Genomic DNA, 14,807 nt, shown 5'->3' with positions numbered 1-14,807 from the left:
CTGCAAGGACCACCTAGTCTCTCGCGACAGGTGCATCGAGGCATCGACATCATGCCTGGGTGCTTAGCCCCACCAGGGAGGTACCTGTGCGTAAGTTGACCGTGGGACTTCTGAGTCTCACGCTTGCGTCGGGTATGGGGGTGTTCGCCGGGGGTGGTGCCGCGTACGCGGTGCCGGCAGCCGGGGAACCGTCCGTAGCCGACGCCGCGTCACCCTCCGACGAGTTGCCGAACCCGTTGGAGGACAAGCGGCGCGAATCCCGTGAGGTCGCGATCTCGCAGATCCTGAGCGGTCAGGCGACGCCGGAGAAGCGTGGTTCCAGCACGGTCGTGAAGATCGGCAAGAAGGGCCAGACCGGGAAGGGTGGCGACACCAAGACCAAGAAGGCCCGCGTCGACCAGTACGTCGAGCTGAGCCGCGAGAAGACCGACAAGATCTTCGTCGTCCTCGCGGAGTTCGGTAACACGCGGCACCCGAGCTACCCGGACCAGGACACGTCGGCGGCCACCCCCGGCCCGACGACGTTCGAAGGCCCGCTGCACAACGCCATCCCGGAGCCGGACCGGTCGGTCGACAACTCGACCCTCTGGGAGCAGGACTTCAGCCAGCAGTACTTCTACAACAAGTACTTCGCGACCGGCAGCGGCGCGGAGTCCCTGAAGACGTACTACGAGAAGCAGTCGTCGGGGCGCTACAGCGTCGACGGTCTGGTGACCGACTGGGTCAAGGTCCCGTACAACGAGGCCCGGTACGGCCGCAGCAACGGCTACCCGTGCGCCAGCAACGTCTGCAGCAACACCTGGTTCCTGATCCGTGACGCGGTCGACGCGTGGGTCGCGGGCCAGAAGGCGCAGGGCAAGACCGACGCCGACATCGCCGCCACGCTCGCCTCCTACGACCAGTGGGACCGCTTCGACTACGACGGCGACGGCGACTTCAACGAGCCCGACGGCTACATCGACCACTTCCAGATCGTCCACTCCGGTGGCGACCAGGCCGATGGTGACCCGTACCAGGGCGAGGACGCGATCTGGAGCCACCGCTGGGCGGCGTTCCAGAACTTCACCAGCGGCCCGACGTTCAACCAGATGGGTGGCACGCAGATCGGCAACACCGGTCTGTGGATCCGTGACTACACGATCCAGCCCGAGAACGGCGGCCTGAGCGTGTTCGCGCACGAGTACGGCCACGACCTCGGCCTGCCGGACCACTACGACACCTCGGGCGCCGGCGGCAACGCCGAGAACCCGGTCAACTGGTGGACCATCATGGCGCAGAGCCGGGTCAGCAAGGCCGGCGACAACAACATCGGCGACCGGGCCGCCGACCTCGGCGCCTGGGACAAGCTGCAGCTCGGCTGGCTCGACTACGAGATCGTCGTGGCGGGGCAGAACAAGACGCTCGACCTCGGGCCCCACGAGTACAACAGCAACAAGGCCCAGGCCGTCGTCGTGGTCCTGCCGAAGAAGCAGATCGTCACCCAGCTGCCCACCCCGCCGGAAGGCACCAAGTCCTGGTGGAGCGGCTCCGGCGACAACCTCAACAACTCGCTGACCCGCAGCGTGGCGATCCCGGCCGGGACCACGACGCTGAGCTTCAAGGCGGCGTGGGACATCGAGGACTGCGGCCCCGACGCGTGTGACTACGCCTACGTCGAGGTGGACGACGGCACCGGCTTCAAGTCGATCCCGGGCACGATCACCACCGCCGCCGAGGGCAACGGCATCGACGGTGCCAGCAACGGCTTCGTGCCGGCGTCGTTCGACCTGTCCGCCTACGCGGGCAAGACGGTCGGCCTGCGGTTCCACTACTTCACCGACGGTGCCGCCGGCGGCATGGGCTTCTTCGCCGACGACATCAAGGTGACCAACGGCGCCACCACGGTCTTCGCCGACGGTGCCGAGGCCGGTGCCAACGGCTGGGCCGCGGTCGGGTTCACCGCCGTGGGCAGCACGCTGACCACCGCCTACGACAACTTCTACATCGCCTCGAACCGTCAGTACACGTCCTGGGACCAGTACCTCAAGACCGGGCCGTACAACTTCGGGTTCGCGGACAAGCCCGACCTCGTCGAGCACTTCGCGTACGAGCAGGGTCTCCTGGTCACGTACTGGGACACCTCGTACTCGGACAACAACACCAGCCAGCACCACGGCGGCGGCCTGATCCTGCCGATCGACGCGCACCCGGACCTGGTCTACAAGCTGGACGGCACCCCGTGGCGTCCGCGCATCCAGGGCTACGACGCGACCTTCGGCCTGACCAAGGCCAGCTCGTTCTCGCTGCACTACGGCCCGAACAGCACCTCGAGCTACATCCGCGGCCAGAACGGTGTCGCCACGTTCGACGACAGCAAGAACTACTACCGTGAGGACCCCGCCACCAACACGTACTACGGTGTCAAGGTCCCCAACAACGGTGTGAAGATCAAGGTGCTGTCGACCAACGGCACCAGCGTGAAGATCCGCATCACCGGCTGAGGTCCTAGCCGCTGATTCGACATCGCGCGGAACCGCGCGCGGCCGGAGGAGGTCCAAGTGCCATGAACCGAGCACTGGGCCTCCTCCTCGCCGTTTCCGCACTGTCCCTGCCGGTCGCGTTGACCGGGTGCGCCGCGAAGTCCGCCGACCGGGCCACCGACACGGCCGCCGCGCCCGCGCCCTCCGTCTCGCCCGCGTCCTCGACGCCCGCGCCCTCCCCGTCGAAGGGCGCGCCCAGCCCGGACACCTCGGTGCTCACCACGCTGCCGTCCGGGGTGCCGAAGACCACCGCGCCGCACGAGCCGACCGACGACTTCTCCGTCCTCACCACCACCGGCCAGGTCCGCGTCGCCGGCGCCTGCGTCGAGCTGGTCACGGACAAGGTGGTGTGGGTCCTGATCGGCCCGCCCGCCGCCGGGCTGCGCGCCGGCCAGCGGGTCAAGGTCACCGGCCTGCCCGACCCGGGCTTCGAGTCGCAGTGCACCGGCAGCCCGCTGAAGGTCACCACGGTCACCCCGTCGGAGTGACCCGCCCCGCCGCAGCCCGGCGAACCGTTGAGGAATGAGCGGTTCTGTATCCCCGGCGCTGCACGCAGGACAGCGTGCACCCGACTTCGAGTTGCCCGTCGCACCGGATCATCGGGTCGGCACGGCCCAGTACCGTGGCCGCCCGGCGGTGCTCGCCTTCTACCCGGCCGACTGGAGCCCCGTCTGCGGCGACCAGATGGCGCTGTACCAGGCGGTCATGCCCGAGTTCGAGCGCTACAACGCCGGCGTGCTGGGCATCTCCGTGGACAACGTCTGGTCGCATCGGGCGTTCGCGCAAGACCGGGGGATCACCTTTCCGCTGCTGGCCGACTTCGAGCCCAAGGGGCAGGTGGCCCGGCGGTACGGCGTCTACAACGATCGCGCGGGGGTCTGCGAGCGGGCCCTGTTCGTGCTCGACGGCGACGGCATGGTGGCCTGGAGCCAGGTCACGGCCGCCGGCGTCAACCCCGGCGCCGACGGCATCCTCAACGCGCTCGAAGGCCTCGACAGCGGACGGCGGCCGGTGCTGTGACCACGACCCCCTTCCAGGTGACGGTGGCCCGGCTGGTGGTGCCGGTCGGGCCCGACGAGCACACGCAGGGCGAGGGCACGGTGTCGCTGGTCGAGTACGGCGACTACCAGTGCCCCTACTGCGGCATGGCGCACGCGATCGTGCGGGACCTGCTGCGGCTGCGGCACGAGACGGTCCGCTACACGTACCGGCACTTCCCCCTCACCAACGTGCACCCCTACGCCGAGCTCGCCGCCGAGGTGGCGGAGGCGGCCGCGGCCAGAGGGCGGTTCTGGCCCGCGCACGACTGGCTCTTCGAGCACCAGCGCAGCATCAACCCGCGCCAGCTCATGGTCGGCGTCGAGCGGCTGGGCCTGCCGTCGGAGGAGATCGCCGACGAGGTCGGCGCGCACGTCCACCTCGACCGGGTCCGCCGCGACTTCGTCGGTGGGGTCCGCAGCGGGGTCAACGGCACGCCGACGTTCTTCATCAACGGGGTCCGCCACGACGGCGGGTACGCCCTGGAGGAGCTGCTCGAGGCGGTCGACGAGGCGGCCGAGGCGGCCACCTGACGCTCCCGCAACGTAAGGCCGGCTCTCATTACGCGCTGTGTGGGAGCCGGCCATTTGGCGCGTCCGGCGCCGATTACCCAGTGCGATATCGATCATTGACTTCTGTACCGCAATCAGCAGCGGATAAAGCTCAACAATGCCTCAGCCATACGGATCCGAATGTTACCCACGGTGTGAATGAGTGCCGTTTGGACCCGAATTACTGCCCCTCACGCTCGGTAGCCTCCGCTGGCTGTGCCCGGCGTCAATATCACTTGCCTGAAGACAATCATTCAAAATCCTCATTACATAAGTTGCGGTGGCACTGTCCCGCAGTGCATGCTTTCGCGTTGGGTCCGTGAGATCTTTCGGATCCATACTGAGCTGAAGACGGATGTGCGGTGACGGTTAGCGCCAGGCTGGGGTTCGTGGCGCGCTTCACCCTGCCCTCTTCGAGGAGTGCGGGCGGATGCTGCTTGCAGATGACTTCTTCCTGATCGCGCACGACGACAGGGACGGCCGGTCCCGTCTGTCGCAGCGGGCGGTCGAGCTCGGCCTCGCGGGAGCGATGCTCGGCGAGCTCGTCCTGGAGCAGCGGATCGTCTGCGAGGGCGCCCGGCTGCGAGTGATCAACCGGGAGCCTCCGTCGGACCCGCTCGCCCACACCAACCTCGCCACCATGGTCGCGGAGACCCAGCACCGCGAGATCCGCACCTGGCTGCTCTTCCTCGGCCAGACCGCGGTCGAGGCGGTCGGCCAGCGGCTCGCCCGCGTCGGCCTGGTCGAGCAGACCCAGGTGCGGCGGCTGCTGCGCACCACGACCCGATGGGTGGCCACCGACATCAACCTGCCGGCCGGGCGGGTGGTGCGGCTGCGCCGACTGCTCACCGGGCAGGAGCCGATGCGGGTCGCCGACACCACCCTCGCCGGCCTGGCCGACGCGACCGGGCTCACCGGTCACGTCCTGTGGGACACCGACCAGACCAGCATCAGAAGACTTCAACAAGCGGTGGGCGCACTGCCGCCACCGCTGCGCGACCTGATCCTGCAGGTCGAGGCGGCGGTCGGCGACTCGGTGCTGTCGCAGCGCGGCTAGCGGACTTTCCTCTCCCCTTCCCCCTCAAAACCCCCTGGAGGACCGATGTCCGCAACGTCGCCTGCGCGACCGAGCGTGGTATCCCAGGCACTGGCCCGAGACCGTCTCGGCGTGCCGTCCGTCATCATGTTCGCCCTCACGGCGGCCGCCCCCCTCATGGTGGTCGGCGCCCTGGTCTCGTCGGCCTGGGGCTGGGTCGGCGTGACCGGCTTCCCGCTCGCGTTCGTCATCATCGCCGTGGTGCTGGCCGTGTTCAGCTTCGGCTACGTCGCCATGTCCCGGCACATCACCAACGCCGGCGCGTTCTACAGCTACATCTCCCAGGGCCTCGGCCGGCCGCTCGGCGTCGGCGGGTCCCTGGTCGCGCTGCTCGCCTACAACCTGCTGCAGATCGGCCTGTACGGCGCGTTCGGCTTCTACGCCTCGCTGATCCTGGCGGACAAGGCCGACCTGAACGTCGACTGGTGGATCCTGGCGCTCGCGCTGTGGCTGGTCATCGCCGTGCTCGGCCTGCTGCGGGTCGACGTCAACAGCAAGGTCCTCATGGTCCTGCTCGGCGCCGAGCTGATCGCCGTGACGATCTTCGACTTCATCTTCCTCAGCAACCCGGCCGAGGGCGGCGTCAGCCTCGAGCCGTGGAACTGGAGCTCGCTGAAGGACGCGGCCGGCCCGGCCTTCGCCGTCTGCGTCACCGCGTTCGTCGGCTTCGAGGCCGCCCCGGTCTTCGCCGAGGAGGCCAAGGGCAAGAACCGGACCGTCGCCGTCGCCACGTTCCTCGGCCTGGCCGTCATGGTCGTCTCGTACGCCGTCACCAGCTGGGCCGCCGCGGTCAGCATCGGCGTCGACGCCACCGTGCCGGCCGCGCAGGAGATGGCCGAGTCCGGCGGCCCGTTCTTCCCGACCCTCGCGGAGAAGGGCGGCGCCTGGGCCGCCGACCTCGGCCTCGTCCTGCTGACCACCAGCATCGCGGCCGCCGCCCTGAGCTACCACAACACGACCGCGCGCTACGCGTTCGCGCTCGGCCGTGAGCGGGTCCTCCCGGCGTTCTTCGGCCGCACCCGGGCCCGCTCCGGCGCCCCGTCGTCCGGCTCGATCTTCCAGACCGTGATCGCGCTCGTCGTGCTCGTGCTCTTCGCGGTCCAGGGCTGGGACCCGATGCTCAACCTGTTCTTCTGGCTGGGCACCTCCGGCGGCGTCGGCGTGCTGTTCCTGGTCTTCGCGACCTCGCTGTCGGTCATCGGGTTCTTCCTGAAGGACGCCCGCGGCGAAGGCGCCTGGTCCCGGCTGATCGCCCCGATCATCTCGTCGGCGGCGCTGGCGTACATCATCTGGCTCGTCGTGGACAACTTCGGCGGCCTGCTCGGCTTCGCCCCCGGCACCGAGAACGCGGCCGTCTGGGCGTTCCCGGCGGCGTACGGTGCGGTCGCGGTCATCGGCGTCATCTGGGCGCTGATCCTGCGGGCCACCAGCCGGCAGGACTACGACGCGATCGGCCTCGGCGCCCGCGCCAGCACCGCCCGGGCGGACACCCCGGACTACGCGGCGCTCTAGCCGCACGCAGAAGGGCCCGGGGCGGTTGCCCCGGGCCCTTCGTCGTTCAGGCGTGCTGCGTGGGTTCGCGGCCGGTCCGGCCCCCGCCTTACCCGTAGGTGAGGGCCGGCGTGGGCTCGACTCGGTCGGCCGCCCGGCGCAGCGTGCGCGCGGTGAAGTTGCGCATCTTGCCCATGGTGGCCGACTCGCGGCGCCGGTCGTCGACGACGGGGGCGTTGGGCATGGCCGAGTTCGCCTCCAGGCGGACGGCCTCCAGCGACATGATCAGGGCGATCGGGGTCATGACTTCTCCTTGGCAGTGTTGGGTCCGGTGGTCGACCTGACCACCAGGGATACGGGCAGCGTCAGGCGACGCAGCGCCGGGTCTTCGGGCGGGTCGAGCAGCAGCTCTCCCGCGAGCCGCCCGCGCTCGACGCTGGGCTGGCGGATGGTGGTGAGCCCGGCGGCGCCCGCCTCCGGGATGTCGTCGAAGCCGGTGACCGAGACGTCCCGGCCGGCCTGCAGGCCCCGCACCCGCAGCGCGTCGAGCACGCCGAGGGCCAGGACGTCGGAGGTGCACAGGATCGCGGTCGCCCGGTCGAGCCGGTCGAGCGCGTGGGCCGCCGCCTCGGCGCCCTCCTCGCGCTGGTTCGCGGCCCCGTTGATCAGCACGACCCGCTCCCACGGCACGCCCGCGGCCAGGAACGCGTCGCGGAAGCCGCGGACCCGCTCGCCGGTCACGTAGTAGCGCAGGTCGTCGGGGTCGGCGTGCACCTGGCTGGTGACGCCGTCGTCGACGATCCAGTGCGCCACCACCGCGATGTCGCGGTGGCCGAGGTTGACGATGTGCTCGCCCAGCCGTCGGGCCGCCGCGCGCTCGTCGATGCCGACGTAGCTCGCCTCCGGCCCGAACGCCCGCGGGTCCTCACCGATCACGATCGGCACGCCGCGGGAGCGCACCAGCTCCAGCGCCGAGTGCCAGTCGGGCACGCAGTAGAGGCAGAAGGCGTCGACGGCCGCGTTGCTGATGACGCGCCGGCCGGCCGCCTCGTCCTTGGGCAGGTTGAGCAGCAGCAGCGAGGTCTCCCGCGCCGAGGCCGCCTCCGCGAGCCCGCGCAGGTAGGCCACCGCATAGGGGTCGGTGAACGCCATCGACAGGTTGTCGGTCAGCAGCACACCGATCGCGTTGACCTTGCCGCTGCGCAGCGAGCGCGCCGTCGGGTTGGGCCCCGAGTAGCCGAGCCGCTGGGCCGCGGAGAGGATCCTGGCGCGCAGCTCGGGGGAGAGCTGATCCGGCCGGCTGTAGGCATTGGACACCGTGCTGCGTGACACGCCGAGCTCGTCGGCGATGGTCTGCAACGTGGCCTTCATGGTCGGGCTCCTCCCTTCTCTGCATCGATCCAGTCCTTCTGTATCGATACAGTACGTCGGGAGGGAGCCCGTCCGCCAGCCTTTTGTCGGGTCCTTGCATGTGTGCCCCGACACGTGCCCTGAGCTGCTCTTTTAATCCTTACGCAATAGCCCGCCACCACGGTTCAACTGACGGCAACGCGTCGATGTTGAGCCGGTCACCTGGTCGGGGGATCGCGAGCGTGATGTCCCGCGCGGCGGCCTCGTCCAGCAGCCGCTCGACCGGCTCCGACCACGCGTGCACCGCCAGGTTGAACGTGCACCAGTGCAGCGGGATGAGCACCCCGGCCCGCACGTCGAGGTGCGCGCTCGCCCCGTCCTCGGGCTTCATGTGGATGTCCGGCCACGCGTCGCCATACGCGCCGACCTGGATCAGCGACACGTCGAACGGCCCGTGCTGCTCGCCGATCTCCTTGTAACCGCCCCAGTAGCCGGAGTCGCCCGTGTAGAACACGCTGCGCCGCTCGCCCTTGACCGCCCACGACGCCCACAGCGTGCCGTCACGGGTGAACCGGCGGCCGGAGAAGTGCCGCGCCGCCGTGGCGGTCAGCGTGACGTGCCGGACCTCCACGGACTCGTCCCAGTCCAGCTCGATGATCCGGTCCAGCGGCACGCCCCAGCGCTCCAGGTGCGCGCCGACGCCCAGCGGCACCAGGAACGGCGCCTGCTGCGTCCTGGCGAGCGCCTTGATCGACGCCAGGTCCAGGTGGTCGTAGTGGTCGTGCGAGATGACGGTCGCGTCGATCCTCGGCAGCTCCTCCAGCCCCAGCGGCATCGGGTGCAGCCGCTTCGGCCCCACGAACGACGTCGGTGAGCACCGCTCGCTCCACACCGGGTCGAACAGCACCCGCACGCCCTCGACCTCCGCCAGCGCCGTCGAGTGCCCCAGCCACGTGACGTGCAGGTCGCCGTCCTGCTTCGCGGGGAACACCGGCCGCACCACCGGGATCACCCCCTGCGGCCGCCGCGGCTGCTGACCGAAGATCAGCTGGCGGAACGCATTGGCCATCGCGCCGTCCGGCAGGGCCTCGGCCGGCACCGGGTTGACGAACTTGCCGTCCCCGAACTGCGGGGAACGCCGCATCCGCTCCGCCCTCGCCCCCGACGCGACCGCGCCCAGCTGCGCCGGAAGGTCACGCAGCGCCCACGCCACCCCACCCGCCGCAGCCGCGACCGCCGCCAGGGTCAGGACCCGTGTCGTCTTGCCCATGCTTCGTCGACCTCCAGTTCACCTGCCATGTCGTGAGCTTCAGCACCAAGCTTTCCATCGGCACCACATCAACGGTTGCACGGATTTTCCGCCGCCCTGGCGGTCACGCCCCGTCACATGCCCTCTCATCAGCGCAAATGCTCCGCAACGTTTTCCCGCGCCCCGCCCACGCCCGCCGTGATCGAACAGAACCGGCAGGTCGCGCCGTCTTTCCGGCTCTGTTGCGAAGCTATCGAGGTATGGAAAGCTGCCCGCAAACTTCCCCCAATCACGCGTCGGTCACTTTCCCCCCGGAGGCCCGTCGTGACCTGGTTCATCAACCAGTCACTGTTGTTCATCATCGTTGCGTTCCTCCTCGGCCTGCTCGTCGGTTACCTCTGGTGGGGCCGTCAGGTGCGCCGGATCCGTTCCGAGGAAACCACCACCACCCCCGCGACCCCCCAACCCCTCGTCGCCGCCGCGCCGGCCGAGCCCGTCGCCGAGTCGGCCGCGGAGCCGGCGCCGGTCGCCGACGCTGAGCCCGTCGCGGCGCCAGCGACTGCCGCCGACCCCGAGCCGGCTGCCGACCCCGAGCCCGTTGCCGAGCCCGTCGCGGAGCCGGCACCTGTTGCCCACCCCGACCCCGAGCCCGTCGCGGAGCCCGAGCCGGTCGCGCTCGCGAAGTCCGAACCCGTCGCGGAGGCCGACCCCGAGCCCGAACCGGTCGCGGCTTCCGCGGCCGAGTCGCTGCCGGCCGAGCCCGCGGCAGGAGACCCGGTCGTCGAGGACCCGGCGCCCGTCACGGTCGAGGAGACCGAGCCGGTCGCCGACGTCGAGCCCCTCGTCGAAGCCGAACCCTCTGCCGAATCCGAACCTACTCCCGACCCCGAGCCGGTCGCCGCGACCGAGACGCCCGCTGTGGACAACCCGGTCGTTGTGGATGACGAACTGGTCGCCGAGGTCGAGTCCGCGTTCGCGGCGGTGCCGGTCCTCGGGGACGCGCCCGAGGCGGCGGAAGCGCCCAAGGCCGAGGACGACCTCGCCAGGATCGAAGGCATCGGTCCCAAGATCGCCGCGGCGCTGAAGGCGGCAGGCATCACCACCTATGCCGCATTGGCCGATGCCGAGCGGTCCACCTTGGAAGACGCGCTCGCCAACGCCAATCTGCGATTCGCACCGAGCATCGGCTCGTGGAGCCGTCAGGCGCGGCTCCTCGCGGACGGCGACGAGGTTGCCTTCAAGGAGCTCACGGACTACCTGATCGCCGGTCGTGAGCCGACCCCCAAGAAGCCCGTCGTGGCACCGGATCCCGTTGCCGCGGCTGAGCCCGTACAGGAGCCGCAGCCCGAACCGGAGCCGGAGCCGGCTGCCGAGATCGCACCCGAGCCGGAGCCCGAGCCGGTCGTCGAGCCGGAGCCCGAGCCCGAGCCGGTCGTCGCGGCGGTGGCCGTGGACGACGGGCCGCCGGACAACCTGCAGCGGATCGAGGGGATCGGCCCGAAGATGTCGGCCGCGCTCCTCGCCGCCGGCATCCGGACCTACGTGAAGCTCGCCGAGTCCGACGTGGACACGCTGCGCACCGCGATCGAGGCGGCCGACCTGCGGTTCGCCCCGAGCATCGTCACCTGGGCCCGGCAGGCGCGCCTGCTCGCCGACGGCAAGGAAGAGGAGTTCAAGGAGCTGACCGACTGGCTGATCGCCGGCCGGGAGCCGACCGCGAAGCCTCCGCTCGGCGGCACCGCCGAGACCGCCGGCAGCGACGCCGGGTCCGCCTGATGGCGGGCACGACGACGACCCGGACCGTGCGGCACGAGCTGCGCAGGGTCAACCCGGTGGTGCCGATCGTGGTCGGCGTGGTCGGGTTGGCCGCGCTCGCGGCGGGCATGGAGGTGCCCTTCCGGCACCACGTCGAGAACGTGCTGACCGACCACACGAAGGTCGCGCTGAGCAACGCCGGGATCGACGCGCAGGTGTCGTTCACGGGGCGCGACGGCACGGTGCGCGTCGGCTCCGCCGACGAGAAGCAGAAGGCCGAGGACGTCTCGCGCGCCGTGGAAGGCGTACGGGTCGTGACGGTGATCGCGCCGCCGAAGGTCGAGGTGCCGCCGTCGCCGGTCGCGGTGAAGCTGCTCGTCGACGCCGGGAAGGCGACGCTCACCGGTACCGTGGCCGACGACGCCGCCAAGTCGGCGCTCGCCGACGCGGTGAAGACGGCCTTCGGCAGCGAGAACGTGCTCGACGAGGTGACCGTCGACGCCAAGCGCAGCACCGACGGCGTCAAGATCGCAGCACTGGCACCGGTGCTCGTCGCGCTCGGCAAGGAGACCAAGGCCGGGGTCGTCGACCTGCAGGGCGGCACCGTGACGCTGACCGGCACCGTGGTGTCGCAGGCGGTCAAGGACCAGGCCGAGCAGGCGGCCCGCGAGGTCACCGGCATCGTGCGCAACGAGCTGGCGATCGGCGAGGCCAAGGCCGAGCAGGTGCAGACGCAGCTGGTGGCGCTGCCGACGGTCGAGTTCGAGAACGACAAGGCGACGCTGACCCAGCAGGGCCAGGCGGTCGTCGCCAACGTGGCCTCGATCCTGAAGGCCAACCCCAGCATCCGGATCAGCATCGAGGGCCACACCGACAGCACCGGCACCGAGGCGAGGAACCAGACGCTGAGCGAGGCCCGTGCCAAGACGGTCCTCGACACGCTGGTCGCGCTGGGCATCGCGCCGGAGCGGCTGTCCTCGAAGGGCTTCGGCGAGTCCCGCCCGAAGGTCCCCGACACCAGCGACGCCGCCAAGGCGATCAACCGCCGGGTCGAGTTCATCGTCCAGCAGTAGCTCCTGTACGAAAGCGGGGCCCCCGGTTCTCCGGGGGCCCCGCTGTTTGTGCAGCGCGATCTAGTGGTGCACGGGGAACAGCGGCGCGCGCACCGCGCTGCTGTCGGCCCGCAGCGACTTCGCCTGCAGCGAGACCTCGGTCGGGTCGGGCTGCGGCAGCGGGTCGCAGGTGGCGTCGGCCCGGTCGCCCTGCTTGCGGGCCGGCAGCTTACCGGTCGCGAGATAGTCGGCGATCACGTTGTCGACGCACTCGTTGCCGTTGAGCGAGTTGGCGTGCGTGGTCTGGCCGACCTCGGCCAGCAGCGCGCTGTTGGGGAAGCGGCGGCGCGCCTCGAGGCTGCCCTCGAACGGCGTGGCGGCGTCCAGCGTCGTGCCGACGAACAGCACGCTCTGGACCTTCGAGCCGTCGACCTTGACCGGCTTGGACACCTTGCCGGGCCAGAAGAGGCACGGCGCGTTGTACCAGGCGTTGTCCCAGGTCATGAACGGCGCCTTGAGGAACGTGCGCCAGTTGTCGCGCTCCCAGGTGTTCCAGCTCTGCGGCCACTGGGTGTCGGTGCACTGCACCGCGTTGTAGACCGCGAAGCCGTTGTCGTCGCCGGGGGCGACGTAGTTCTCGTACGCCGCGACGATGAGGTCGGTGTTCTTGTCGTTGGCCCAGCCGGCGAACGCCTCGGCCAGCTCCAGCCACGTCGACTGGTAGTAGCCGGCGTACAGGAAGATGTCGGCGAACTCGTCCGCGCCGACCACACCGCCGGCCGGCTTGCTGCGGAGCTTGTTCTGCTCCGCGTACCAGCGCAGCTGCACCTCGGTGCCGGTCTTGCCCAGGTGGTAGACCGAGTCGTACTTGGCGACCCAGTCGAACCAGATGCGCTCGTTGCGCTCGAAGTTCACGTCCTGGTCCAGGTTCGCCTGGTACCAGACCTTGCGCACGTCGACGTTGCCGTCCAGCACCATGCGGCGCACCTGCTTCGGGTGCAGCGTGCCGTAGACCTGGCCGAGGTAGGTGCCGTACGAGAAGCCGTAGAAGTTGATCTGGCTGGCGCCGAGCGACTTGCGGATCGACTCCATGTCGTTGACGGAGTCCACCGTCGTCATGTGGTCCAGCAGCGCGCCGCCGGCCTTACCGCAGGCCTTGGCGTAGTTCTTGGACCGGTCGAGCCAGGTCTTCTCGATGCTCTGGTTCCACGGGATGTACTCCGGACGCGGACCGTTGAAGTAGTCGTTGTCGCAGGACAGCGCGGGAACGCTGGAGCCGACGCCGCGCGGGTCGAAGCCGATCCAGTCGTACGCCTGGCCGGCGCCGTTGGGGACGTACTCGCCCAGCACCGACAGCGTCAGCCCGGAGCCGCCGGGGCCGCCCGGGTTGACGAGCATGACGCCCTGGTAGTCCTTCGCGGCGACCTTCGCCTTGATCCGCGAGACGGCGATCTGGATCTTCTTGCCGTTGGGCTTGCTGTAGTCCAGCGGCACGTCGAGCAGGCCGCACTCGGCGCCCCGCCGCTGCAGGCCCGGGCTCTCGCACTGACCCCACGTGATCTTGGCGGCTCCCGCGGTGTCCGCACCGGGCGCGGCCGAGGCGCCGGTCGCCGGGACGACGACCAACGCCGTGGCCGCCGCGGTGAAGAGGGCGAGCCCCTTCACGGTCTTTCGCTCCACAAATCCTCCCAAATTTGCCCAAATGGGTGTATTCGGGCAGTTGATTCGGGCCAAACAATGTCACGCCGATCGTTTCGGGCGCGCCCGACGCGCGGAAGGCCGGCGACCCTTTCCTCCACCCGAGCAACTCCACCCCGCCGGGGCGCCCGTCCCGGGCCCCGGGGGGCCCGGCTGCCCCCGCCCGGGGCCGCCATCGTTAGGGCATGAATGATTCCGGTACAGTGGAAAATTGAATTCGAATTGGAGTCTTTGAATTGTCAAGCAACCACTATTCCGCCGGGAACGCAGACGGATAGCCGCTCGACCTCGGGTTTTGCCGCCCCGAAGCTGGACGTGGTCACGATGACCACGACACGAGGGGAGCATCAGTCATGGCCAACCAGAAGCCATCGAACCGGCTCAGCCGACGCGGCATCCTCACCGGAGCGGGAGCCGGCGGCGTGGCCGCGGTCGCCGCCGCGATGACCACCGCCACCCCGGCCGCCGCCGCGCCCGGCGACCCGGTCCTCCAGGGCGCCGACAACAACGCCGGCACCGAGTCCACCATCCTGCGCTCGACCTCCGACGCCGCCACGCTCGACGTCCGCAACACCGCCACCGTCGCCGTCGACGCCACCGGCTTCGACGCGGGCGTCCTCGGGTACTCCTCGAACGGCAACGGCGTCATCGGCCGCAGCGACATCGGCTACGGCGTCATCGGCGTCGCCGGCGACCTCGGCGGCATCGGCGTCGTCGCCTCCGCCCCGGACGAGTACAGCAAGACCGCCCTCTCCGTCCGCGGCCAGACGCGCTTCAGCCGCAGCGGCCTGGCGACCGTGCCGGCCGGCGCCAACAGCGTGACCGTCACCGGCCTGCACGTGTACGCCTCGACCCGGGCCCTCGCGCTCGCCCAGCGCAGCACCGCCGTCTGGGTGAAGGCGGCGGTGCCGAACCCGGCCACCGGCGAGCTCCGCCTGCACCTCAACGCCGCCGCCCCCGCCGGCGGCGTCCCGATCGCGTGGTGGCTGCTCGAGGCGTAGACCGTCC

At 70.1% G+C, this 14,807-nt stretch carries 13 protein-coding genes; 9 read left to right on the top strand and 4 right to left on the bottom strand.

Translation table 11 applies throughout. The features are described 5' to 3' along the window. Nucleotides 1-224 precede the first annotated feature (224 nt). The 6 genes from AB0J72_RS00875 to AB0J72_RS00850 all read left to right on the top strand — a co-directional run bounded on the left by AB0J72_RS00875 (nucleotide 225) and on the right by AB0J72_RS00850 (nucleotide 6,716). A complete protein-coding gene (locus AB0J72_RS00875; RefSeq protein WP_363392951.1) occupies nucleotides 225-2,480 on the top strand; it encodes an immune inhibitor A domain-containing protein in 2,256 nt (751 codons plus the stop codon). A 62-nt stretch (nucleotides 2,481-2,542) separates the two neighbouring features. Continuing rightward, nucleotides 2,543-3,007, top strand: a complete 465-nt coding sequence (locus AB0J72_RS00870) for a hypothetical protein (protein WP_363392948.1) — start codon at nucleotides 2,543-2,545, stop codon at nucleotides 3,005-3,007. A gap of 34 nt (nucleotides 3,008-3,041) precedes the next feature. Beyond that, entirely contained in the window at nucleotides 3,042-3,539 is a 498-nt protein-coding gene (locus AB0J72_RS00865; RefSeq protein ID WP_363392945.1) for a redoxin domain-containing protein, read from the top strand. After that, the gene (locus AB0J72_RS00860) at nucleotides 3,536-4,090 is read left to right on the top strand and encodes a thioredoxin domain-containing protein (protein ID WP_363392942.1); all 555 of its coding nucleotides are present in this window, start codon (nucleotides 3,536-3,538) and stop codon (nucleotides 4,088-4,090) included. Before AB0J72_RS00865 ends, AB0J72_RS00860 begins: the two co-directional genes overlap by 4 nt. A 448-nt stretch (nucleotides 4,091-4,538) precedes the next feature. Next, nucleotides 4,539-5,165 carry a GPP34 family phosphoprotein gene (locus tag AB0J72_RS00855; RefSeq protein WP_363392939.1) on the top strand — a complete coding sequence of 209 codons (627 nt, stop codon included), beginning with the start codon at nucleotides 4,539-4,541 and terminating at the stop codon, nucleotides 5,163-5,165. Between the two features lie 111 nt (nucleotides 5,166-5,276). Then, entirely contained in the window at nucleotides 5,277-6,716 is a 1,440-nt protein-coding gene (locus AB0J72_RS00850; protein WP_363392936.1) for an APC family permease, read from the top strand. 88 nt (nucleotides 6,717-6,804) lie between these two features. Here AB0J72_RS00850 and AB0J72_RS00845 read toward each other — a convergent pair whose 3' ends face one another. From AB0J72_RS00845 to AB0J72_RS00835, 3 genes are all read right to left on the bottom strand, one after another. Continuing rightward, nucleotides 6,805-6,999: a hypothetical protein gene (locus AB0J72_RS00845; RefSeq protein WP_327007418.1), complete on the bottom strand. Its 195-nt coding sequence runs from the start codon at nucleotides 6,997-6,999 to the stop codon at nucleotides 6,805-6,807. Then, entirely contained in the window at nucleotides 6,996-8,066 is a 1,071-nt protein-coding gene (locus AB0J72_RS00840) for a LacI family DNA-binding transcriptional regulator (RefSeq protein ID WP_363392933.1), read from the bottom strand. Before AB0J72_RS00840 ends, AB0J72_RS00845 begins: the two co-directional genes overlap by 4 nt. Before the next feature lie 139 nt (nucleotides 8,067-8,205). Further along, nucleotides 8,206-9,315, bottom strand: a complete 1,110-nt coding sequence (locus AB0J72_RS00835; RefSeq protein ID WP_363392931.1) for an MBL fold metallo-hydrolase — start codon at nucleotides 9,313-9,315, stop codon at nucleotides 8,206-8,208. 303 nt (nucleotides 9,316-9,618) lie between these two features. On the opposite strand from AB0J72_RS00835, the gene AB0J72_RS00830 reads away from it, so the two are divergent. Both AB0J72_RS00830 and AB0J72_RS00825 read left to right on the top strand, forming a co-directional pair. Beyond that, nucleotides 9,619-11,070 carry a helix-hairpin-helix domain-containing protein gene (locus tag AB0J72_RS00830; RefSeq protein ID WP_363392929.1) on the top strand — a complete coding sequence of 484 codons (1,452 nt, stop codon included), beginning with the start codon at nucleotides 9,619-9,621 and terminating at the stop codon, nucleotides 11,068-11,070. Continuing rightward, the gene (locus tag AB0J72_RS00825; RefSeq protein WP_363392926.1) at nucleotides 11,070-12,122 is read left to right on the top strand and encodes an OmpA family protein; all 1,053 of its coding nucleotides are present in this window, start codon (nucleotides 11,070-11,072) and stop codon (nucleotides 12,120-12,122) included. Before AB0J72_RS00830 ends, AB0J72_RS00825 begins: the two co-directional genes overlap by 1 nt. Before the next feature lie 60 nt (nucleotides 12,123-12,182). Here the strand turns inward: AB0J72_RS00825 and AB0J72_RS00820 are convergent, their stop codons facing one another. After that, nucleotides 12,183-13,781, bottom strand: a complete 1,599-nt coding sequence (locus tag AB0J72_RS00820; protein ID WP_363392923.1) for an alpha/beta hydrolase — start codon at nucleotides 13,779-13,781, stop codon at nucleotides 12,183-12,185. A 371-nt stretch (nucleotides 13,782-14,152) separates the two neighbouring features. Between AB0J72_RS00820 and AB0J72_RS00815 the strand changes: the two genes are divergently transcribed. Beyond that, entirely contained in the window at nucleotides 14,153-14,800 is a 648-nt protein-coding gene (locus AB0J72_RS00815) for a hypothetical protein (RefSeq protein ID WP_363392920.1), read from the top strand. The last annotated feature ends 7 nt before the right edge of the window (nucleotides 14,801-14,807 follow it).

It is taken from the genome of Dactylosporangium sp. NPDC049742 (assembly GCF_040674675.1).
Classification (GTDB): Bacteria; Actinomycetota; Actinomycetes; order Mycobacteriales; family Micromonosporaceae; genus Dactylosporangium; species Dactylosporangium maewongense.
The sequence above is the reverse complement of the archived record's forward strand: the minus strand, read 5'-3'. Positions and strand labels throughout refer to the sequence as shown.

Coding starts and splice junctions, on each gene's coding strand:
- AB0J72_RS00865 (WP_363392945.1), top strand. CDS start 3,042: ATGAGCGGTTCTGTATCCCCGGCGCTGCACGCAGGACAGCGTGCACCC.
- AB0J72_RS00845 (WP_327007418.1), bottom strand. CDS start 6,999: ATGACCCCGATCGCCCTGATCATGTCGCTGGAGGCCGTCCGCCTGGAG.
- AB0J72_RS00825 (WP_363392926.1), top strand. CDS start 11,070: ATGGCGGGCACGACGACGACCCGGACCGTGCGGCACGAGCTGCGCAGG.
- AB0J72_RS00870 (WP_363392948.1), top strand. CDS start 2,543: ATGAACCGAGCACTGGGCCTCCTCCTCGCCGTTTCCGCACTGTCCCTG.
- AB0J72_RS00840 (WP_363392933.1), bottom strand. CDS start 8,066: ATGAAGGCCACGTTGCAGACCATCGCCGACGAGCTCGGCGTGTCACGC.
- AB0J72_RS00835 (WP_363392931.1), bottom strand. CDS start 9,315: ATGGGCAAGACGACACGGGTCCTGACCCTGGCGGCGGTCGCGGCTGCG.
- AB0J72_RS00815 (WP_363392920.1), top strand. CDS start 14,153: ATGGCCAACCAGAAGCCATCGAACCGGCTCAGCCGACGCGGCATCCTC.
- AB0J72_RS00855 (WP_363392939.1), top strand. CDS start 4,539: ATGCTGCTTGCAGATGACTTCTTCCTGATCGCGCACGACGACAGGGAC.